This window comes from Kitasatospora sp. NPDC056273 (assembly GCF_042268845.1).
In the GTDB taxonomy this organism is placed as follows: domain Bacteria; phylum Actinomycetota; class Actinomycetes; order Streptomycetales; family Streptomycetaceae; genus Kitasatospora.
In genome coordinates, this window is record NZ_JBHJSJ010000062.1 from 13599 (window position 1) to 34550 (window position 20952).

At 74.8% G+C, this 20952-nt stretch carries 14 protein-coding genes; 9 read left to right on the plus strand and 5 right to left on the minus strand.

The genetic code is table 11. The features are described from left to right. Positions 1–17 precede the first annotated feature (17 nt). From ACFCY1_RS35255 to ACFCY1_RS35275, 5 genes are all read left to right on the plus strand, one after another. On the plus strand, positions 18–1649 hold the full coding sequence (locus ACFCY1_RS35255; protein WP_049657028.1) for a succinic semialdehyde dehydrogenase: 1632 nt from the start codon (positions 18–20) through the stop codon (positions 1647–1649). A gap of 94 nt (positions 1650–1743) precedes the next feature. Continuing rightward, positions 1744–3549: a GMC oxidoreductase gene (locus ACFCY1_RS35260; RefSeq protein WP_375877212.1), complete on the plus strand. Its 1806-nt coding sequence runs from the start codon at positions 1744–1746 to the stop codon at positions 3547–3549. A 330-nt stretch (positions 3550–3879) separates the two neighbouring features. Then, a complete protein-coding gene (locus tag ACFCY1_RS35265; RefSeq protein ID WP_375877213.1) occupies positions 3880–5565 on the plus strand; it encodes a hypothetical protein in 1686 nt (561 codons plus the stop codon). Between the two features lie 992 nt (positions 5566–6557). Beyond that, positions 6558–8153 carry a glutamine-hydrolyzing GMP synthase gene (guaA, locus tag ACFCY1_RS35270; protein ID WP_049659666.1) on the plus strand — a complete coding sequence of 532 codons (1596 nt, stop codon included), beginning with the start codon at positions 6558–6560 and terminating at the stop codon, positions 8151–8153. A gap of 215 nt (positions 8154–8368) precedes the next feature. Further along, positions 8369–9412 (plus strand): Rieske 2Fe-2S domain-containing protein, encoded by a 1044-nt coding sequence (locus ACFCY1_RS35275; RefSeq protein ID WP_074003935.1) that lies wholly within the window; start codon positions 8369–8371, stop codon positions 9410–9412. A 24-nt stretch (positions 9413–9436) separates the two neighbouring features. Here ACFCY1_RS35275 and ACFCY1_RS35280 read toward each other — a convergent pair whose 3' ends face one another. Together ACFCY1_RS35280 and ACFCY1_RS35285 are read right to left on the minus strand one after the other, a co-directional pair. After that, a complete protein-coding gene (locus ACFCY1_RS35280) occupies positions 9437–9646 on the minus strand; it encodes a hypothetical protein (RefSeq protein WP_049661234.1) in 210 nt (69 codons plus the stop codon). Beyond that, on the minus strand, positions 9643–11094 hold the full coding sequence (locus ACFCY1_RS35285; protein ID WP_375877214.1) for a PspC domain-containing protein: 1452 nt from the start codon (positions 11092–11094) through the stop codon (positions 9643–9645). The genes ACFCY1_RS35280 and ACFCY1_RS35285 overlap by 4 nt, the downstream gene beginning before the upstream one ends. Before the next feature lie 134 nt (positions 11095–11228). On the opposite strand from ACFCY1_RS35285, the gene ACFCY1_RS35290 reads away from it, so the two are divergent. The 3 genes from ACFCY1_RS35290 (at position 11229) to pcrA (ending at position 16089) form a co-directional block, all read left to right on the plus strand. Continuing rightward, complete coding sequence (locus ACFCY1_RS35290; protein WP_375877215.1) at positions 11229–12692, plus strand: PspC domain-containing protein; 1464 nt, start codon at positions 11229–11231, stop codon at positions 12690–12692. After that, a complete protein-coding gene (locus tag ACFCY1_RS35295; RefSeq protein ID WP_049658372.1) occupies positions 12685–13362 on the plus strand; it encodes a response regulator transcription factor in 678 nt (225 codons plus the stop codon). The genes ACFCY1_RS35290 and ACFCY1_RS35295 overlap by 8 nt, the downstream gene beginning before the upstream one ends. Positions 13363–13461: 99 nt before the next feature. Continuing rightward, positions 13462–16089 (plus strand): DNA helicase PcrA, encoded by a 2628-nt coding sequence (gene pcrA / locus ACFCY1_RS35300; protein WP_049658374.1) that lies wholly within the window; start codon positions 13462–13464, stop codon positions 16087–16089. 40 nt (positions 16090–16129) lie between these two features. Here the strand turns inward: pcrA and ACFCY1_RS35305 are convergent, their stop codons facing one another. Beyond that, complete coding sequence (locus ACFCY1_RS35305; RefSeq protein ID WP_074003933.1) at positions 16130–16921, minus strand: M23 family metallopeptidase; 792 nt, start codon at positions 16919–16921, stop codon at positions 16130–16132. 347 nt (positions 16922–17268) lie between these two features. On the opposite strand from ACFCY1_RS35305, the gene ACFCY1_RS35310 reads away from it, so the two are divergent. Next, the gene (locus ACFCY1_RS35310; protein ID WP_049660544.1) at positions 17269–17673 is read left to right on the plus strand and encodes a cobalamin B12-binding domain-containing protein; all 405 of its coding nucleotides are present in this window, start codon (positions 17269–17271) and stop codon (positions 17671–17673) included. 121 nt (positions 17674–17794) lie between these two features. On the opposite strand, the gene ACFCY1_RS35315 is transcribed toward ACFCY1_RS35310, so the two are convergent. Next, positions 17795–19390, minus strand: coding sequence for a DUF5691 domain-containing protein (locus ACFCY1_RS35315; protein WP_375877216.1), 1596 nt, complete (start codon positions 19388–19390; stop codon positions 17795–17797). Between the two features lie 235 nt (positions 19391–19625). Beyond that, positions 19626–20921, minus strand: a complete 1296-nt coding sequence (locus ACFCY1_RS35320; RefSeq protein ID WP_375877217.1) for an SWIM zinc finger family protein — start codon at positions 20919–20921, stop codon at positions 19626–19628. Positions 20922–20952: the final 31 nt, after the last annotated feature.

A 20952-nucleotide genomic window follows, 5' to 3' on the forward strand; every position in this document is an offset into this window, starting at 1 on the left:
CGCCTAGGCTGCGCCGTATGTCGGACCTCACAGCAGACGCAGTGGCCACCGAACCCTCCGGCGCCGGCAACCCGGCGGCCCCCGGCGGCGGCCGGACCGTCGCCGCGGCCGTCCCGCCGTCCCTGGTCGCCAGGCTGGCCACCGGCGTCACCGCCACCGGTGAACCCGACCTGGTGGAGACCGTCGCCCCGCTGACCGGCGAACGGCTGGCCAGCCTGCCGCAGTCCACCCCGGCCGACGTCGAGGTCGCCTTCCAGCTGGCCCGCCGCGCCCAGGGGGCCTGGGCCGCGCTGCCGGTGCGCCGCCGCGCCGCCGTCCTGCTGCGCTTCCACGACCTGCTGCTCAAGCGGCAGGACGAGGTGCTGGACCTCGTCCAGGCGGAGACCGGCAAGGCCCGGCTGCACGCCTTCGAGGAGGTGCTGGCCGTCGCCATGGCCGCCCGGCACTACGGGCGGGCCGCGCACGGGTACCTCAAGGACAAGCGGCACGGCGGCGCGCTGCCGGTGCTCACCCACGCCGTCGAGGCCCGCCGCCCCAAGGGCGTGGTCGGCCACATCTCGCCGTGGAACTACCCGCTGGAGCTGTCCGTCGGCGACGCCCTGCCGGCCTTCGTGGCCGGCAACGCGGTGGTCAACAAGCCCGACACCCAGACCGCGCTGACCGCGCTGTGGGCCCGCGAGCTGCTGATCGAGGCCGGACTGCCCGCCGACCTGTGGCAGATCGTGATCGGCGACGGCCCGGTGATCGGCCCCGCCGTGGTGGAGCACGCCGACTACGTCTCGTTCACCGGCTCCACCCGCACCGGCCGCGACGTCGCCCAGCGCGCCGCCGCCCGGCTGGTCGGCGCCTCGCTCGAACTCGGCGGCAAGAACGCCATGCTGGTGCTCGCCGACGCCGACCTCGACGCGGCCGCCGCGGGCGCCGTACGGGCCTGCTTCTCCTCCGCCGGACAGCTCTGCATCTCGATCGAGCGGCTGCTGGTGCACCGCTCGGTGGCCGACGAGTTCCTGGAGCGCTTCGCCGCCCGCACCCGGGCGCTGCGCCTCGGCGGCGGCCTCGCGTACGGCGCGGACATGGGCTCGCTGGTCTCCGCCCGCCAGCTGGAGACCACCGGCCGGCACGTGGAGGAGGCGGTCAAGGCGGGCGCCACCGTGGTGGCCGGCGGGCGCGCCCGGCCGGACCTCGGCCCGCTCTTCTACGAGCCGACCATCCTCGACGGCGTCACCCCGGAGATGGCGGTCTGCGCCGAGGAGACCTTCGGCCCGGTCGTCTCCCTCTACCGCTTCGACACCGAGGAGGAGGCGGTGGCCGCCGCCAACTCCACGCCGTACGGCCTGAACTCCAGCGTCTGGACCAGGGACCTGCGGCGCGGCCGGGCGGTCGCGGCCCGGCTGCGCACCGGCACGGTCAACGTCAACGAGGCGTACGCCGCCGCGTACGGCTCGGTCGGCTCGCCGATGGGCGGCATGGGCGACTCCGGGCTGGGCCGCCGGCACGGCGCGGAGGGCATCCTGCGCTTCACCGAGGCGCAGACCGTCGCGACCCAGCGGCTGATGCCGATCGCGCCCTCGTTCGGCCTGGACGACAAGCAGTTCGCCGCCCTGATGACCGGCGGGCTGCGGGTGCTCAAGGCGCTGCGCTTCAAGTAGGCCCCCGCAGACAGGCCCCAGGGCCCCGCACCTGCGGCGGGGCCCGGTTCGCGGTACCCACAGGCAGGTTCACCCGGTGAAGGAGCGGTGGCAGATGGTGCAGTCCGGCGGTGCGGCGGAGTTCGACTACGACGTGGTGGTGGTCGGGTCCGGCTTCGGCGGTTCGGTCGCGGCCCTGCGGCTGACCGAGAAGGGCTACCGGGTCGCCGTCCTGGAGGCCGGCCGGCGCTTCGACCGGGACGAACTGCCCAGGAACTCCTGGGACCTGCCGAACTACCTGTGGGCGCCGGCGCTCGGGCTGTACGGCATCCAGCGGATCCACCTGCTGGCCAACGTGTTGATCCTGGCCGGCGCCGGGGTCGGCGGCGGCTCGCTGAACTACGCCAACACCCTGTACGTGCCGCCGAAGGCCTTCTTCGAGGACCGCCAGTGGCGCCACATCACCGACTGGCAGCAGGAGTTGGCGCCGTTCTACGACCAGGCGCAGCGGATGCTCGGGGTCCGGCTCAACCCGACCCTCACCCCCTCCGACGTCCACCTCAAGGCGGCCGCCGAGCGGATGGGCGTCGGCGACACCTTCCACATGGCGCCGGTCGGGGTCTTCTTCGGCGACGGCGAGGACACCGACGGCACCGCCAAGGCGGCCCCCGGGAGCGAGGTCGCCGACCCGTACTTCGGCGGTGCCGGCCCGGCCCGCAAGGCCTGCGTGGAGTGCGGCGAGTGCATGACCGGCTGCCGGCACGGCGCCAAGAACATGCTCACCGAGAACTACCTGTACCTGGCCGAGCGGGGCGGGGCGGAGATCCACCCGCTCACCACGGTGGCCCGGATCCGGGAGATCGAAGGGGCCGACGGGAGCGGCGGCTACGCGGTGGACGTGCGCCGCACCGACGCGCGGTCGAGGACCGACCGGGTGAAGGCGGGCGCGCGGACCGTCACCGCGGCCCGGGTGGTCGTCGCGGCCGGCACCTACGGCACCCAGTCGCTGCTGCACCGGATGCGGGACGGCGGCCACCTGCCCCGGATCTCGGCGCGGCTGGGCGAGCTGACCCGCACCAACTCCGAGGCCCTGGTGGGCGCGCAGACCACCGACCGGCGCTACGGCAGCAAGGCGGACTTCACCAAGGGCGTGGCGATCACCTCCTCGATCCACCCGGACGCCAACACCCACATCGAGCCGGTCCGCTACGGCAAGGGCTCCAACGCGATGGGCGCGCTGTCCATCGCCCAGGTCAGGGGCGGTGGGGCGGTCCCGCGCTGGCTGCGCTACCTGGGCAACACGGCGCTCCACCCGGTGACCTTCGCCCGCTCGATGAACCAGCGCCGCTGGTCCGAGAAGACGATCATCGGCCTGGTGATGCAGTCGCTGGACAACTCGATCACCGTCTCGCTGAAGAAGGGCCCGCTCGGCAAGGCCCGGCTCACCTCCGGCCAGGGCCACGGCGAACCCAACCCGACCTGGATCCCGGCGGCGGAACAGGGCGCCCAGGCGCTGGCCGACGAGATCAACGGCTTCCCGGGCAGCACCGTCGGCGAGATCTTCGACATCCCGATGACGGCGCACTTCCTCGGCGGCTGCCCGATCGGCGACGCCCCCGAGACCGGCGTGGTGGACCCGTACCACCGGCTGTACGGCTACCCCGGGATCAGCGTGGTGGACGGTTCGGCCGTCTCCGCCAACCTGGGCGTCAACCCCTCGCTCACCATCACCGCGCAGGCCGAGCGCGCCATGTCGATGTGGCCGAACAAGGGCGAGGCGGACCAGCGCCCGGCCCAGGGCGCGGAGTACCTGCGGGTGGCGGCGGTGGCGCCGGCCCGGCCGGCCGTGCCCGAGGGCGCGTTCGGCGCGCTGCGGCTGCCGCTGCTGCCCGTCCCGGAGGTCCCGAAGAAGCGCGGCTGAGACCGGCCCGACGGGCCAATCCGCCTGCCCCGGTTCCCGGTTGACATCCGTTCGGGTCCGATGGGATAAACGGGCTCCCTGGAGCGGCCAGGGACTCGTCGAGCGGGGGGAACGCGGGCCATGGCCAACTGCACATCGTGCGGGGCGACTTCGGAGGAGGGGGCGCCCGCCTGCGGGTCGTGCGGTCGGCCGTTCGCGCCCCCTGCCCCGGCGGCCGCCGTCCCGCCCGCCGCCCCGCCCGTCCCGCCGCCTCCGCCGGGTGCGGCTCCGCCCGTCCCGCCGCCGTACGGACCGCAGCCGGGGTACGGACCCCAGCCCGGGTACGGGCCGGTGGCCGCGGTCCCGCCCGCCCTGGGCAGCTGGGGTGCCGGGCAGGAGTACGACAAGCAGCCCGCCTTCCAGCGCCTGCTGACCGCCGCGGACTGGCGCCCGGCCGTCAAGGTCGCCGTCGCGCCGACCCTCGTCCTGCTGGCCGCCGCGCTGATCGCGGCGATCCCGAGCGACTACCAGTACGAGTACCGGTTCCAGTCGGCCGGCTTCGGCGAGCGCTTCGGCTCGGCGGTGTCGATGGCCCTGAACGCCCTCGGCGCGCCGTTCCGGCTCGGATACCAGAGCCCGCTGGGCCACGACCGGACCGACCGGCTGGAGATCGCCCTCCGGGTGCTGCCGATGACCGTCACCGTCCTGTGGTGCCTGGCGCTCTGGCTCGGCCTGCGGGCCGGGCTGCGCCGGCGCAAGGCCGTGGTGGGCCAGCTCACCCGGGGCCAGGCCGCCGCCGAGGCACTGCGCACCGCCCTGGTCCTCGCGGCGGTGAGCGGACTGCTCGGGCTGCTCGGCGGCACCGAATGGAACCCCTCGGGCCGCGCCGCGAAACCCGACTACTTCGGCAACTTCGGCTCCGGCGCCCAGAAGTCCGGCCAGCCCCTGATCACGGCGGGCTCCGGCTGGCTGGAGGCGGTCGCCTGGACCGCGGTGCTGGCCGGCCTGCTGGCCTTCCTCGTCCACGGCACCGACGCGCTGCGCTGGGCCGCCTGGCGCAGCCGCGCGGTGCGCGGCTGGGCGGTGTCCGCGCTGGCCGCCGGCCAGGCGCTGGCGGTCACGGTGGGGCTGTCCTCGGTGACGGCCTTCGTCCTGGTCGCGGCCACCAGCGAGAGCGGGGCGCAGACCGGGATCTCGCTGGCCTTCCTGCCCAACCTCGGCCTCAACCTGCTCGGCTTCGGCTCGGGGGCGACCTTCCGGGCGCACTCCGGCCTGTCCGGCAGCGACGGCTCCCGCGGCGACTCCTCCTGGGGCGACCGCAGCAGCGAGACCGACTTCTCCTTCTTCGACCTGCACGACCTGACCGGCGACTGGCGCTGGGCCGGGCTGCTCGCGCTCGTCTCGGCGGCCCTGCTCGGCCGGGTGGCGTTCCGGCGGGGGCTGGACTCGGCCGACCGGCTGCGCCTGGCCGCCGTGCACGCCGGGGCGCTCACCCTGCTGATGACGGTCTCCGGGGTGCTGATGACGCGGACCACGTCCAGCTCGGGCTGGATCGGCTCGGCGCGGATGGAGATCTCCCAGGAGGAGTCGGGCGGGCTGGCCTTCGTGAGCGTGCTGGTGGCCAACGCGGTCTGGGCGCTGGCCGGCGCGCTGCTGGTGCCGCCGCTGCTTGCGGCCTTCCGCGGCCGGGGCGCGGGTGCGCCGCAGGGCGCCGTGCCGTACGCCGAGTCCCCGTTCGCCCCGGGGCGGGGCACGGTGCCCCATCCGGCGGTGCCGCCGCAGGTGCCGTACGCGACGCCGCCGTACGGCGTTCCGGCCCAAGGGGTGCCGGCTCAGGGCGTTCCGGGGCACGGGGTGCCGACGCAGGCCGCCGCGCCGCAGGACGCGCCGTTCGCCCCCGGCGGCGGGGTGAGCGAGGTGCTCGGCTCGCACGAGGAGCCGCCCGCCCCGACCGGCGGGACGCCGGTGCCCGGCGCGGTGCCGCCGCCTCCGGCCGAGGAGCCGGTCGACCCGAGCGTGTGGCGCGAGCACCCCTGAGCGGGTGCCCCGTACGGGCACCCCTGAGGAAAGGGCAAAGGGCCCCGCGGGGGAACGGGGCCCTTTGTCGTTCAGCACTCGGCGTCAGGGCCGCGCCGGTGCTGGGGTGACGGCGCCGGGGGAGGAGCGCCGTCGGGTCGGTCGGCTTCGGGGCGCGCCGCGCGGCTCCGGCGTGGGTGGCCGGCCGCGCGGGGCGCGCACGTCCGTGCGCGGTGGCTCGGCGCACAGGTCTGCGCCGGTCCTACGCTCACGGAGCGTGAACTGAGGAACCGCGGCCGCCTTCCGTGGCGCGGCTGCGGAGAACGCCGTCGCGGGCCCCCTCGGTGAGCCGTGAGGCGCCGGGAGAACCGCGTACAACGAGCATCGTGCTGGACGAAGGGCTCGCTCTGCAACCGGTTCGGCACAGTTCGGCACAGAGCATTTCCTGCCGGGGCCGCCGCCGATGATCACGGTGCGTAGTGGTCCGGGTGGTTGTGGCGCACGGGGACGCGCGTAGCGGCGCGGGGAGGACGGGGGAGTGCGCCCGGGCGCGCACCGGACCGGACCGGGGGTGCGACGGCCGGCCCCGGGCGTCCCCGGACTCCGGCCGTCCCACCTCTCGGCCCAGTCGCGGCCGGGGTCGCTGTCCCCTGCTGGCCGGCCGCGGCACCCGCGCACGGTCCCACGGTGCCGCTGCCCGGCGGGCCGGGCGGCGGCACCACGTGCGCCGGTGGACTGGGATGGAACTCCACGCGTGGTCCTGCTGCCGTACGGCGGTGCCCCCGCGGGGGCGGGCGGCGCGTCTGGCGGACGCGGCGCGGCCGTACGTTCGTAGGAAGCAACGAACCGCCGCCCCGCCCGGTCACGGTCGTTCGGACGGGCAGACGAGTGAAACCGGACAGCCCGGTAGAATCGGTGTCCAGACACCCCACACCGTCCGCCGCAGCCGCAGCCCCCCTGCCGGGGAGGCGGTCACGCGCGGGCACCTCGATACCGCTGCCGGAAGGCCGTCTGTGTCCTCTGCAATTCCCGTCCAGTCCGCGCCGGACAACGACCCCGTTCTGGTGGTCGACTTCGGCGCCCAGTACGCCCAGCTCATCGCCCGTCGGGTGCGTGAGGCGCGGGTCTACAGCGAGATCGTGCCGAGCAGCATGCCGGTCGCCGAGATGCTCGCCAAGAACCCCAAGGCGATCATCCTCTCCGGCGGCCCGTCGTCGGTCTACGAAGAGGGCGCGCCGCAGATCGACCGCGCGATCTTCGAGGCCGGTGTCCCGGTCTTCGGCATGTGCTACGGCTTCCAGCTGATGGCCAAGACCCTCGGCGGCACCGTCGACAACAACGGCGCCCGCGAGTACGGCCGCACCCCGCTGACCGTCTCCCGCAGCGGCTCCACCCTGTTCGAGGGCGTTCCGGCGCAGCACTCGGTGTGGATGTCGCACGGCGACGCCTGCTCGGCCGCCCCGGAGGGCTTCGCCGTCACCGCCTCCACCGACCTGGTCCCGGTCGCGGCCTTCGAGAACGACGAGGCCCGGCTGTACGGCGTCCAGTACCACCCCGAGGTGCTGCACTCCGACCACGGCCAGCAGATCCTGGAGCACTTCCTCTACCGCGGCGCCGGCATCGCCCCCACCTGGACCACCGGCAGCGTGGTCGAGGAGCAGGTCGCCCTGATCCGCGAGCAGGTCGGCGACAAGCGCGCGATCTGCGGCCTGTCCGGCGGCGTGGACTCCGCGGTCGCGGCCGCGCTGGTCAACCGCGCCATCGGCGACCAGCTGACCTGCGTCTACGTCGACCACGGCCTGATGCGCAAGGGCGAGACCGAGCAGGTCGAGAAGGACTTCGTGGCCGCCACCGGCGTCCAGCTGAAGGTCGTCGACGCCTCCGAGCGCTTCCTGAACGCGCTGAAGGGGGTCACCGACCCCGAGGAGAAGCGCAAGATCATCGGCCGCGAGTTCATCCGCGTGTTCGAGCAGGCCCAGGCCGAGATCATCGCCGAGGCCGGCGAGCACGGCGAGTCGGTCGACTTCCTGGTCCAGGGCACCCTGTACCCGGACGTGGTGGAGTCCGGCGGCGGCGAGGGCACCGCCAACATCAAGTCCCACCACAACGTCGGCGGCCTGCCCGAGGACCTCCAGTTCCAGCTGGTCGAGCCGCTGCGCAAGCTGTTCAAGGACGAGGTCCGGATGGTCGGCCAGGAGCTGGGCCTGCCGGAGGAGATCGTCCAGCGCCAGCCGTTCCCGGGCCCGGGCCTGGGCATCCGGATCGTCGGCGAGGTCACCAAGGAGCGTCTGGACCTGCTCCGCGACGCCGACGCGATCGCCCGCGAGGAGCTGACCGCGGCCGGTCTGGACCGCGAGATCTGGCAGTGCCCGGTCGTGCTGCTCGCCGACGTCCGCAGCGTGGGCGTGCAGGGCGACGGCCGCACCTACGGTCACCCGATCGTGCTGCGCCCGGTCTCGTCCGAGGACGCCATGACCGCCGACTGGTCGCGCCTGCCGTACGACGTGCTGGCGAAGATCTCCACCCGGATCACCAACGAGGTCCGCGACGTGAACCGCGTCGTCGTCGACGTCACCAGCAAGCCGCCGGGCACCATCGAGTGGGAGTGACCCCTCCCACCGGCCGCCGGGGCGCTTCGTCGTCCTGAGGCCGATGCCTGAACGGCCGCGCCGTCGTTCCCGTACTGAAGGGAGCGACGGCGCGGCCGTTTCGCGGTGCGGGCGCCGCTCTCCGGGAGGGACCTCCCACCGAAAGCGGTCGGGAGCGGGCAGAATGCGGACCGGACCTGTCAGGGAGTGGCGGGCGGCGAGGGAAGGTGTGAGGGATGTCGGAGGCCAGCAACCCGGTGCCGGCCGGTGGGGGAGCGGCCGGCCGGGCCGCCCGGGCGGCGCAGCGGAGGGCGCTCGCGTCCAGGTACGCGCTGCTGCCCCTGCGGCTCTTCCTCGGCGTCACGTTCGTCTACGCCGCCCTCGACAAGCTCTCCGACGCCCACTTCCTGGCCGGAGCGGGCGACCCGGCCTCCTTCGTCTCGCAGACCCAGGCCGCCAAGGCGGGCGGCAGCCCGATCTCCTTCCTGCTCGGTCCCGCCCTCGACCACCCGACCCTGTTCGCGCTCGCCATCGCCTTCGGCGAGCTGGCGGTGGGCCTCGGCACCCTGGTCGGCCTCTGGGGCCGGGCCGCCGCGCTCGGCGGCGCCCTGCTCAACCTCAGCCTGTGGCTGACCGTCAGCTGGAGCGTCTCGCCGTACTACCTCGGCAACGACCTGGCCTACCTGATGGCCTGGACGCCGCTGCTGCTGGCCGGCACGCCGTACCTGTCGGTGGACGGCTACCTGGCCCGCCGGGCCGGGCGGGACCGCGAGCGCGGGCTGGGCGAGGACCACGTCAAGCGCCGGGCCCTGGTGGACGGCGGGATCGCGGCCGTCGCGATCGGCGGGGCCGGGCTGCTCACCGGCTCGCTGACCCGCACCTTCGGCCGGGACCGGACGGCCGCGCCCAAGCAGTCGGCGGCACCGGCCTCCGGCGCCCCGGCCCCCGGCGCCCCGGCCGCCACCGCCCCGGCCCCCGCGGTGCCCGCCGCGAGCGTGCCGGTCGGCGGCTCGGCCCAGGTCAAGGACCCGGCCACCGGGGACGCCGTCTACATCGTCCAGCCCAAGGCCGGCCAGTACTGCGCCTTCTCCGCCGTGTGCACCCACGCGGGCTGCGCCGTGGACGCGCCGAAGAACGGCCAGCTGTACTGCCCCTGCCACGGCTCCCGGTTCGACGCCGCGACCGGTGCGGTGGTCAACGGGCCGGCGGTCAAGCCGCTGCCCAGGTACGCCGTCAGCAAGGACGGGGACCGGCTGACCCTGGGCCCGCAGCAGAGCTGACGCCCTAGGGTCGGGCGGGGCGGGTCACTCCTCGCGGTCGGGCCGGCCGCGCCGGGCCACCGCCGCGACCGCGCCGGCCAGGCCGCCGACGCCGAGCACGATGAAGGTGACCGGGATGACGATCCGCCCGTTCACCGACTGGTCGTTGAGCGCCGCGACCAGGTAGAGCACGGCGATCACCGTGAACAGCGCGCCCGCGATCAGCGAGAACAGGTCGAGCCGGTGCTTCCTCACTGCTGGACCACCTTGATGTTGCCGAGCCCGATCCCGAGTTCGAGATTGAGGGTCCCCTTGGCCGGCTGCCCGTTGGCAGGGCCGATCAGGTAGGTGTGCCGCCCGGTGCCGTCGCTCCGGTCACCGGGGAGGGCGACGTTGCCGAGGCCGATCCGGGTCACCAGGTTCACCGTCACGTCGTCCGGCACGGTGACGGTCATGTCGCCGACGCCGAGGTCGACCTTGGTGGCGAGGGCGGCCCCGGCCGGGTCGAGTCCGGACAGGTCCAGCCTGATCTCCCCGGCGCCCAGGTTGTACCGGTCGTGCAGGTCGGACGCCGAGGCGACGGTCCAGGCGCGGTCGCCCACCGCGTCGCGCACGGAGTCCGGCGAGTGGCCGACGAAGGCCAGCGCCAGGGTGAGCAGCAGACCGGTCACCGCCAGTCGCCGGGCCCGGCCGAACTTCGCGCCGACCAGCAGCGTCAGGCCCACCACCAGCAGCGCGGTGGCCAGCACCGTCGCGCTCAGCACGGTGGGGTTGTGGCCGCGGTCGACGGAGGCGGACCAGACCGCGGCGGCGGCGCCGATCGCCAGCAGGAAGCCGAAGAAGCCGAGTGCCGAGCGCTCCCGGGGGCGCCGTGCGGCGGCGGCCTCGGGGCGGCGCTTCGCGCCCTCCTTGCGCAGCGGGTCGCCCTCCGGCAGGTCGGCGCGCTGCCACCAGGGCTGGGCCGGGGTGCCGGCCGGCGGCACCGGGGTGCCGTACGGCGGGGTCGGCGTGCCGTGGGGCGGGGTCGGGGCGGTCGGGGCGGTGGCCCCGTACGGGTTGCGCTCCGGGTGGCGCGGGTCCCACAGGTAGCCGCCGGCGCCGTCGGCGGGGGCCTTCCCGGCGGCCCGGGCGGCCCCGTCCTGCTCCGGCCGCGGCCAGCGGTAGGCCCCGGCACCGTCCGCGGCGGTGCCGCCGGTGCCCTCGGACCCGGGGAAGTGGCGGTCGTACGGGCCGCCGTTCCGGTGCTCGCGCCCCCGGCCCCGGCGGCGGTCCGGGTCGTAGCGCACCGCCAGGAAGACCAGGGCGGCGAGCAGCAGCAGCGGGAACAGCTGGCCGCCGTCGCCCATCGAGGAGAAGAACACCCCGGTGCCGATCACGGTCAGCAGCACCGCGCCGACCGACTGGCCGTCCACCCGCCCGGTGAGCACCCGCTGGAGCTCGGTGCGCCCGCCGCGGCCCTTGGCCCCGTCGTCGGTCGGGACGATCAGCCAGGCCAGGCCGTACAGGAACAGCCCGAGGCCGCCGGAGAGGCAGAGCACCACCGTGACGACCCGGAAGACCACCGGGTCGATGTCCAGGTGCCGGCCGAGGCCGCCGCAGACGCCGGCCACCACGCGGTGGTGCTCGGTCCTGGTCAGTGGCGGGCGGTCCGGTTCCGGCGGGGCGGCGGGCCCGGTTTCCTCGATGCGGGGGTCCTCGGTCATGGACACCATCCTTCCGGCAGAGGACCGCCCGGCCCAACCGGGTCGAGCCCTGTCCGTACCCTGACTTGTCCCTGATACGGGATGGGGACACACCCTGATGCGCCCGCGGGTGCCCGCGTGGAACCATCGGTGGCGTGGCAGCCCCCGGTACCGATCCCCGATCCATCGCCCCCGACACCGCGTCGTCGGCCGGCGCCGACCCGAGCGCGCCCGACGACGGGCGGCCGCCCTACCGCCGGCTCTACCGCAGCCCGCAGGGACGGATGCTGGGCGGCGTCGCGCACGGCCTGGCGGTGCACCTCGGGCTGCCGGTGCGGTGGGTGCGGATCGCCTTCGTCGTGCTGTTCTTCGCGCAGGGGATCGGCGCGCTGCTGTACGCCGCCTTCTGGTTCGTGGTGCCGATCGGCATCGGCGAGCCCTCGCAGCGCGCCGGCGCCCAGTGGGTGTACTTCAACGGGGCGTTCGTCCCGGCCTCGCCGGGGGTGCAGGGCGGCCTGCTGAGCAAGGCCGGCCAGGCCGGCGGCTGGGTGGGCCGGATGCGCCGGCTGCTCCAGCTCACCCTGCAGGGCGAGCCGGTGGGCGCCCCGGCGGAGGGGGAGGAGGCCGAGTCGGCCGGCAAGGCCGGGCAGGGCGGCCTCGGCCAGCTCGCCGCCCTGGTGATGACGGTGGTCGGCGTGATCGCCCTGCTCAACGTGCTCGGCTGGCAGACCGCCAAGCCGTACACCTGGCCGCTGCTGGCGATCGGCGTCGGCGTGGCGCTGGTCTGGCGGCAGGCCGACGACTCGCGCTGGCAGCGCTGGTTCGGCATCGAGGAGGGCGAGAAGCGGCGCGGCGCCTACACCCGGGTCGGCACCGGCGTGCTGCTCGCCGTCGCGGGCACCATCGCGCTGCTCGCCATGCAGGGCAGCGGCTCCACGCTCGCCTCGGTGATCGAGGCCTCGCTCGCCGTGCTGGCCGGTGTGCTGGTGCTGCTCGGCCCGTACGGCCTGCGGCTCTGGCAGGACCTCGGGGCCGAGCGCACCGCCCGCATCCGGGCCCAGGAGCGCGCCGAGATCGCCGCGCACATCCACGACTCCGTGCTGCACACCCTGACCCTGATCCAGCGCCGGGCCGAGGACCCCAAGGAGGTGCTGCGGCTGGCCCGCTCGCAGGAGCGCGAGCTGCGGCTGTGGCTGTACCGCCCGGAGGCCGCCGCCGAGGCCGCGCCGGACACCATGGCGGAGAGCCTGCGGGCCGCCGTCGCCGAGGTCGAGGACCGGCACGGCGTCCCGGTCGAGCTGGTGATCGTCGGCGACTGCCCGATGGACGAGCGGATCGCGGCCCAGATGCAGGCCGCGAGGGAGGCGACCGTCAACGCGGCCAAGTACGGTGGCGGGGGACCGGTCCAGGTCTACGCCGAGGTCGAGGGGAGGACGGTGTCGGTGTTCGTCCGCGACCACGGCCCCGGCTTCGACCCCGACACGGTGCCCGAGGACCGGATGGGCGTACGGGAGTCGATCATCGGCCGGATGAAGCGCAACGGCGGCACCGCACGGGTGCGGCCGGCGGCGGGCGGCGGCACCGAGGTCGAGCTGGAGATGGAGAGAACGAATGACTGAGGCAGCTCCGGAGCGCACGGCCCGGGTCGTGCTGGTGGACGACCACCGGATGTTCCGGACGGGGGTCAGGGCCGAGATCGGCCGCACCGAGGTGACCGGCATCGACGTGGTCGGCGAGGCCGACGACGTGGACTCGGCGGTCCGGGTGGTCGCCGAGACCAGGCCGGACGTGGTGCTGCTCGACGTCCACCTGCCGGGCGGCGGCGGCGTCGAGGTGCTGCGCCGCTCGGTCGGGGTGATGGGCGAGCAGGGCGGGGTGAAGTTCCTGGCGCTGTCGGTGTCGGACGCCGCCGACGACGTCATCGGCGTCATCCGCGGCGGCGCGCGCGGCTACGTCACCAAGACCATCACCGGCACCGACCTGGTGAACGCGATCTTCCGGATCGCCGACGGCGACGCGGTGTTCTCGCCCCGGCTGGCCGGCTTCGTGCTGGACGCCTTCGCCGCCACCGACACCCCGCCGGTGGACGAGGACCTGGACCGGCTCACCCAGCGCGAGCGCGAGGTCCTGCGGCTGATCGCCCGCGGCTACGCCTACAAGGAGATCGCCAAGCAGCTCTTCATCTCGGTGAAGACGGTCGAGAGCCACGTCTCCGCCGTCCTGCGCAAGCTCCAGCTCAGCAACCGCCACGAGCTGACCCGCTGGGCCACCGCCCGCCGCCTGGTCTGAGGCACCCCGGCGTCCTGGGGCGCCGCCACGGAGCCCGCCCGCCCCGGATCGTCCGGGGCGGGCGGGCTTGTCGGTGGGTGGCCATAGACTCGATGTGCCATGAGTAGCCTCTTTGACGACCTTCCGCTCCCCGGTTTCGAGGCACCCGCCGCCGGGTCGAAGCAGCCCGACGCGCCCGTCGACGCCATCGGTGAGGAGCCCCCGCCGTACGAGGAGGAGGCCCCGTACGACGCGTACGAGGAGGCCATCCCGGACGGCCTGTTCCAGACCGACCACGCCGCCGAGGCGGAGCGGGACGCCTGGTACCGCAACGGTGCCGCGCGGACGGTGGTGGACCCGGCGCAGCTGCTGGAGGGGATGAACGACCCGCAGCGCGAGGCGGTGCTGCACGCGGGCTCGCCGCTGCTGATCGTGGCCGGCGCCGGCTCGGGCAAGACCCGGGTGCTGACCCACCGGATCGCCCACCTGCTGGGCGCCCGCGGGGTGCAGCCGGGGGAGATCCTGGCGATCACCTTCACCAACAAGGCGGCCGGCGAGATGCGCGAGCGCGTCGAGGCGCTGGTCGGCCCGCGCGCCCGGGCGATGTGGGTCTCCACCTTCCACAGCGCCTGCGTGCGCATCCTGCGCCGCGAGTCCAAGCAGCTGGGCTTCACCTCCAGCTTCTCGATCTACGACTCGGCCGACTCGCAGCGGCTGATGTCGCTGGTCTGCCGCGACCTCGACCTGGACCCGAAGCAGTACCCGCCGAAGTCGTTCACGGCGAAGGTCAGCAACCTCAAGAACGAGCTGATCGACGAGGAGACCTTCGCCGACCAGGCCGCCAACCCGATGGAGAAGAAGCTCGCCGAGGCGTACGCGCTCTACCAGCGGCGGCTGCGCGAGGCCAACGCGCTGGACTTCGACGACATCATCATGACGACGGTGAACCTGCTGCAGGCCTTCCCCGACGTCGCCGAGCACTACCGGCGCCGGTTCCGGCACATCCTGGTCGACGAGTACCAGGACACCAACCACGCCCAGTACATGCTGGTCCGGGAGCTCAGCGGAGGATCCGTCGCCGCCGCGCCCAGGCGCACCGTGGACGGGGAGCTGGTGAACCCGGCGGCCGGGCGGCTGGCCGAGGTGCCGCCGGCCGAGCTGTGCGTGGTCGGTGACGCGGACCAGTCGATCTACGCCTTCCGCGGCGCGACCATCCGCAACATCCTCCAGTTCGAGGAGGACTACCCGAACGCGACCACGATCCTGCTGGAGCAGAACTACCGCTCCACCCAGACCATCCTGAGCGCCGCCAACGCCGTCATCGAGCGCAACGCCAACCGCCGCGAGAAGAAGCTGTGGACGGCCGGGGACCACGGCGAGAAGGTCGTCGGCTACGTCGCGGACGACGAGCACGGCGAGGCCCAGTTCATCGCCGACGAGATCGACCGGCTCACCGACAAGGGCGAGGCCAAGCCCGGCGACGTCGCGATCTTCTACCGGACCAACGCCCAGTCCCGCGTGTTCGAGGAGGTGTTCATCCGGGTCGGCCTGCCGTACAAGGTCGTCGGCGGGGTGCGCTTCTACGAGCGCAAGGAGGTCCGGGACGTCCTGGCGTACCTGCGGGTGCTCTCCAACCCGGAGGACACCGTGCCGCTGCGCCGGATCCTCAACGTGCCCAAGCGCGGCATCGGCGAGCGGGCCGAGGCGATGATCGACGCGCTGGCCTCGCGGGAGCGGATCTCCTTCGCCCAGGCGCTGGTGCGGGTCGACGAGGCGTACGGGATGGCCGCGCGCTCGGCCAACGCCGTCAAGAAGTTCAACACCCTGATGGCCGGACTGCGCCAGGTGGTCGAGTCGGGCGCGGGCCCGGCGGCGGTGCTGGAGGCCGTCCTGGAGGAGACCGGCTACCTGGCCGAGCTCCAGGCCTCCACCGACCCGCAGGACGAGACCCGGGTGGAGAACCTCCAGGAGCTCGCCTCCGTCGCCCTGGAGTACGAGCAGGACCCGGGCGAGCGGCCGGACGCCGACGAGGAGGGCACGCCGCCGGTCGGCTCGCTGGCCGACTTCCTGGAGCGGGTCGCGCTGGTCGCCGACTCGGACCAGATCCCGGACGACGACGAGGACGGGCAGGGCGTCATCACGATGATGACCCTGCACACCGCCAAGGGCCTGGAGTTCCCCGTCGTCTTCCTGACCGGCATGGAGGACGGGATCTTCCCGCACATGCGGGCGCTCAACCAGGTCAAGGAGCTGGAGGAGGAGCGCCGGCTCGCGTACGTCGGGCTCACCCGGGCCCGCGAGCGGCTGTACCTGACCCGCTCGGTGCTGCGCAGCGCCTGGGGGCAGCCGGCCTACAACCCGGCCTCGCGGTTCCTGGAGGAGATCCCGGAGACGCTGGTGGAGTGGAAGCGCACCGGGGCGGCCCAGGCGCCGGTCCAGCGCGGCTACTCCTCGGGCTCGTCCTGGGGCAAGTCCTCGTCCGGGGGCGGGAGTTCGCGTTCCTCCTCGTCGGCCGCGGCGGCCAAGCCGAAGGCCGGCTGGGGGCAGTCGGCGCGGCGCGGCGGCCAGCTGGTGGAGCGCGAGGCGGTCTCGCTCGCGGTCGGCGACCGGGTCACCCACGACAGCTTCGGGCTGGGCACGGTGGTGGCCGTCACGGGCGTCGGCGACCGGGCGCAGGCCACCGTCGACTTCGGCACCGACGGGCGCAAGCAGCTGCTGCTGCGCTACGCGCCGGTGGAGAAGCTCTGAGCGGCGGAGCGGCTCTGCTCCGCGGAGCCGCTCCGACCCGCTAGCGCGGGTCCAGCCCGTTCGAGAGGAGCCAGGGCAGCGGGTCGATCGGCCCGTTGCCCTGCGGCCGGATCTCGAAGTGCAGGTGCGGGCCGGTGCTGTTGCCGCTGCTGCCGACGAAGGCGATCACGTCGCCCTGCTTCACCGGGCCCTTGCGCACCTTGTACGCCCGCAGGTGGCAGTACCAGGCCTCGGTGCCGTCGGGCATCTTGAGGATCGTCATGTAGCCGTAGAACGGGTTCCACTGGGTGCGGATCGTGCCGTCGGTCACGGCGTAGACCTCGGAGCCGCCGTCCACCGGGAAGTCGATGCCGGTGTGCCGGTTGGCCCAGTGGGTGCCGGCCTCGCCGAACAGTTCACCGAGGCCGTGCCGGGCGACCGGCATGACCACCGTGGGCTTCACCGGTTCGGGGGCCGGCTCGGCGGTGGGCTGCGCGGTGGGGGCCTCGGTGGGCTGGGCGCCGGCCAGCGGCTGGCGGGCGTCGCCGCGCGAGGCCTGGGCCGGCGCGCCGGCCGCGAGCGCCTGGGTCGCCGCGTGCGCGGCCGCGGTGTCCGGCGCCGTGGCCTGCGGCGTCCGTCCGGCGGCCTGGGCGCGCTGCTGGTCGGCCTCCCCCTGCACGGTGACCGCCGCGGCGGCGGCCACCCCGAGCGCGGCCACCGACGGCAGCGCGACCCGGAACAGGGCCGTCCGGGTGGCCGCCTTGGCGGCGCCGCGGCGCTGGGCACGGGACTGCTCGCGGGCGGCGAGGCGCAGCTCCGCGCGGGTCGGACGGGCGGCTGCATCGGGAGCCATCGGGGGCTGCCTCCTCGGTGGGCCTCGGGCGTCGTCGGACGAGGGGAGAACAGCCGTGACTGTAGTCCCAAGGGCAGCCGTGACTGTAGTCCCAAGGACGACGCCCCGGAAAAACCTCCGGATGTCAAGGGGTCGGCCGGGGGGTCTGTGCGGAGGTTGCGGGAAGGACGGGTATACCCGCTGGTAGCAAGGCCCGGAGCTGTGACTTTGCCCTCCTCTTCGGGGGCGGCGCGGTCAACCGTGCCGGGTGGCGCTAACCTCCCCTCAGGTTGGTTATCGACCGTTAACCGCGCCGGCGGCCCACGAGGCCCGGTCGGATGGTGGACGACGAGGTCCAGGAGGCAGTCATGAGTGTGTCGGGGCCGATCCGTGTGGTGGTCGCCAAGCCCGGGCTCGACGGTCACGACCGTGGTGCCAAGGTCATCGCGCGAGCCCTGCGCGACGCCGGTATGGAGGTCATCTACACCGGACTGCACCAGACGCCCGAGCAGGTCGTCGACACCGCGATCCAGGAGGACGCGGACGGCATCGGGCTGTCGATCCTCTCCGGTGCCCACATGACGCTGTGCGCCCGGGTGCTGGAGCTGCTGAAGGAGCGCGACGCGGAGGACATCAAGGTCTTCTGCGGGGGGATCATCCCGGACGAGGACATCGCCGAGCTCAAGGCGCTGGGCGTCGCGGACATCTTCACCCCGGGCACGCCGACCCGGGACGTGGTCGCCTGGGTCGAGTCGAACCTGCGGGCCGGCTGAGCCACGGCGCGTCGAGCGGGCCGGCCCTCCCGGGGGCCGGCCCGCTCCGTCGTCTCCGTCGTCTCCGTCGTCTCCGTCGTCTCCATCGTCTCCGGAGGCGTACCGCGGGCCCGGCCCGCCCTCAGCCCGCCAGCTCCGCGAGCATCGCCGCCCGGAAGCGCAGGGTGCCGGCCAGCCGGGAGAAGGTCTCGGACCACGCGGAGTCCGGGGCGGCCCCGGCGGCCAGCTCCTCCACCGCGGCGGCCGTCTCCGGGGCGAGCGCGCGCTCCGTCATCCCGAGCACCCCGCTGTGGCTCCACGGGTACGCCCCGGAGGCCGCCGCGCGGGCCAGGGCGGTCACCACGGCGGTGGACAGCGGCGGCGTCCACGGGGTGGCGCAGGCGCCGAGCAGCTGGAAGGCCTCGCCCAGCCCGTGCACCGTGATGAACGCGGCCGTCCAGACCGCCCGCTCCTCCGCCGGGAGGACGGCCAGCAGCTTGGCCGGGGCGCCGGTGGTGCGCAGCGCGCGGGTCCGGGCGCCGCGCCCGGACGGGACCGGGGCCGGGCCGAGCAGCGCCCGGGCCCAGTCGGCGTCCTGCTGGCGGACGGCGGCCCGCGCCCAGGCCTCCCGCAGGTCGTCGGCCCAGCTGCTGCTGGTCTCGTCGATGCTGTCGCCGACCCGCAGGGCGAGTAGCTGCCCGGGCGTCAGCCCGGTGCTCTCCGGCCACAGCGACAGCGGTGCGGCGGCCACCAACTCGCCGAACCACCAGGCCCGTTCACCGCGCCCGGTGGGCGATTTGGGGGCGATCCCGTCGCGCTGCATCTGCGCGTCGCACGCGGTGGGCGGGGTGACCAGCAGGTGCGTGCCGGTGTCGGCGAGCCGGACGGCGGCCCGCGCCCGCTCGGCCATCCGGCGGGCCAGCGCGGAGCCGGGCAGGGTGGAGAGCAGCTCGGCGGCGGTGGCCCGGACGTTCTTGCTGCGGTCGCCGAGGGCGGCCTCCAGGAACGGTTCGTCGGCGGGGGAGAGGCCGTCCTGGAGGGCGTCCAGGAAGAGCAGGCGGTCCTCGGCGCGCTCGGTGGACCAGGTGCCGCGCAGCAGCTCCAGGCCGGCCGCGGGATCGCGGCGGCGCAGCTGCGTGAGGTGGGTGACCCGTTCGGCGAACAGGCCCTCGTGCCAGAGCCGGTCGTCGGTGGGCCGCTGCGGCGGCTCGGGGGCGGTGGTGCGCAGCACGAACCGCCAGTCGGGGTTCTGCTCGGCCAGCCAGCGGCCCGGCGGACCGGCCAACGCCACGGCGTCGGAGCGCAGTTCGCTGCGGGCGCGGGCGGCGTCGAGCAGGCCGGGTATCAGCGCGGCGGGCGGGCGCAGGCCGCTCGCCCGGGCGGTGGCGAGCCACTGCGGCAGCAGCTCGGACAGGTTGGCCAGGGTGCCGCCGGCGCCGGTGCCGCCGCCGGTGCGCCCCGAGAGCAGGACGGCCAGCCGGCGGGCGGCCGGCTCGGGCAGCTCCGGGCGGGTGTCCTCGGCCGCGGGCGGGCCGGGCGGCCCGTCGGCCGGTACGGGCAGCGCGCCGGCCCGGCGGCGGACGGCGGCCAGCGCGGCCAGCTCCAGCAGGGCGGTGGCCGGATCGCCCTGGTCCACGGCGTCGGCGAGCGGCAGGGCGGTGGCCGGGAGCGGACGGCGGTCGGTGCCGAGCAGGGCGCTGGTGTGCAGGGTCTCCCACGGGTCCTGGGTGATCGTCATTCCTGGTGCTCCTGGGCGTGTCTTGTGGGTTTTGTCGGATCAGGGCGCGGCGTTGGGGTGCGTGCATCGCAAGGCGGAGGAGGGAGCCACTGCGGTGGGGGCACCTCCCGGCCGAAGGCTGGGGGCCATTGGCGACCGACGACAACGCGGCGAGGTGCGTTTGTGCCCTGGGGGTACCTCCCGGCCGAAGGCTGGGGGAGCGTCGCGCGCCCGGCAGGGATCCACAAGACACGCCCTAAAGGTTGGTGAGGCCGACCGGGCGCTGGTCGGCGGCCCAGGCCGTGACCGGGGCGAAGCCCTGGTGGCCGTACTCGCCGAAGACCGTCAGCGGGCGGCCGGTGGAGACCGCGGCCAGCCGCCACAGCGCGGCCTCCGGGACGGCCGAGGCGCGGACCGGCACGGTGTGGTGGCCGTCCGTCAGGAACCAGCCGTCCGGGGTGCGGACCGGGACGACGTCGCCGAGCACGGTGGGCCGGCTCTCCAGCCACGGGTCGTCGGCGACGGCGGTGCCGTAGCCGGCCACCGCCTCGGCGACGGTGAGCCCGGCGGGCGGGCCGGCGGGGCCCGGCTCGGGGGCGCCGTAGCGCTCGCGGAGGTCGGCGCGCAGCGGGTGGGCGGCGGGGAAGTAGGCGAGGTCGGCCTCGACCAGGCGGCCGGTGGGTAGGGCGAGGGCGGGGGCCTGGCCCTGGTGGCCGAAGGAGAGCAGCAGGGCCGGGCGGCCGGTCTTGGCGCCGCGCAGCCAGACCCGGCGGGTGGTGAGCCGCTCGTCCGTGGTGTCCCGGGTGCCGAGGACCAGCCAGCGGTCGCGGACGGTGGGGCCGGCCGCGCCGGGGTCAGCGGGGAAGCCGACCCGGGTGCGGACGGTGGCGGCCAGTTCGGCCGGCAGTTCGTCCATCCGGGTGGCGGCGGTGGCGAGCAGGTGCAGCATGGCGTACCCCTCCAGCAGCCGCTCCTGCGGCAGAGCGTCCAGTTCGCGGACCCGGGCGGCCAGGCCGGGGGCCTGTGCGTCGACCATCCGGGCGGCGACCTCCTCCCAGGGGCCGGCGGTGGACTGGTCGGCCAGGCCGTGCCGGACCCGGTCGGCCAGCCGCAGCCGCAGCTCGGCGGCGCCGACCGCGACCTTGGCGCCGCGCTTCTCGAGCCGGCGCCGGGTGGCCTCCGGGTTCTCCTCCTTCTTCTCCGCGCGCTTCTCGGCGCGCTCCTGGCGGGAGGCGAGCCACTCGGAGACCCAGTCGGCGGGCTCGCCGGCCGGGACGGCCGCCGGGGTGCCGCTCCACAGCAGGAGGAGCCCGAGCGCGTGCTTGCACGGGAACTTCCGGCTGGGGCAGGTGCACTGGTAGGCGGGCGTGGCGAGTTCGATCGCGGTGCGGTACGGCGTGCGGCCGCTGCCCTTGCACTCGCCCCAGAGCGCGGTGCCGTCGGTGCCGGTGCCGGACCACGGCGCGGGCGCGGAGAGCTTGCCCGCGGCCTTCTGCGAGGCGGCGTCAGGTGCCAGGGACAGGACGTGTTCGGTGCTCCAGCGTTCCTCCATGCGACCGACCGTAGGCGGCGGCACTGACAGT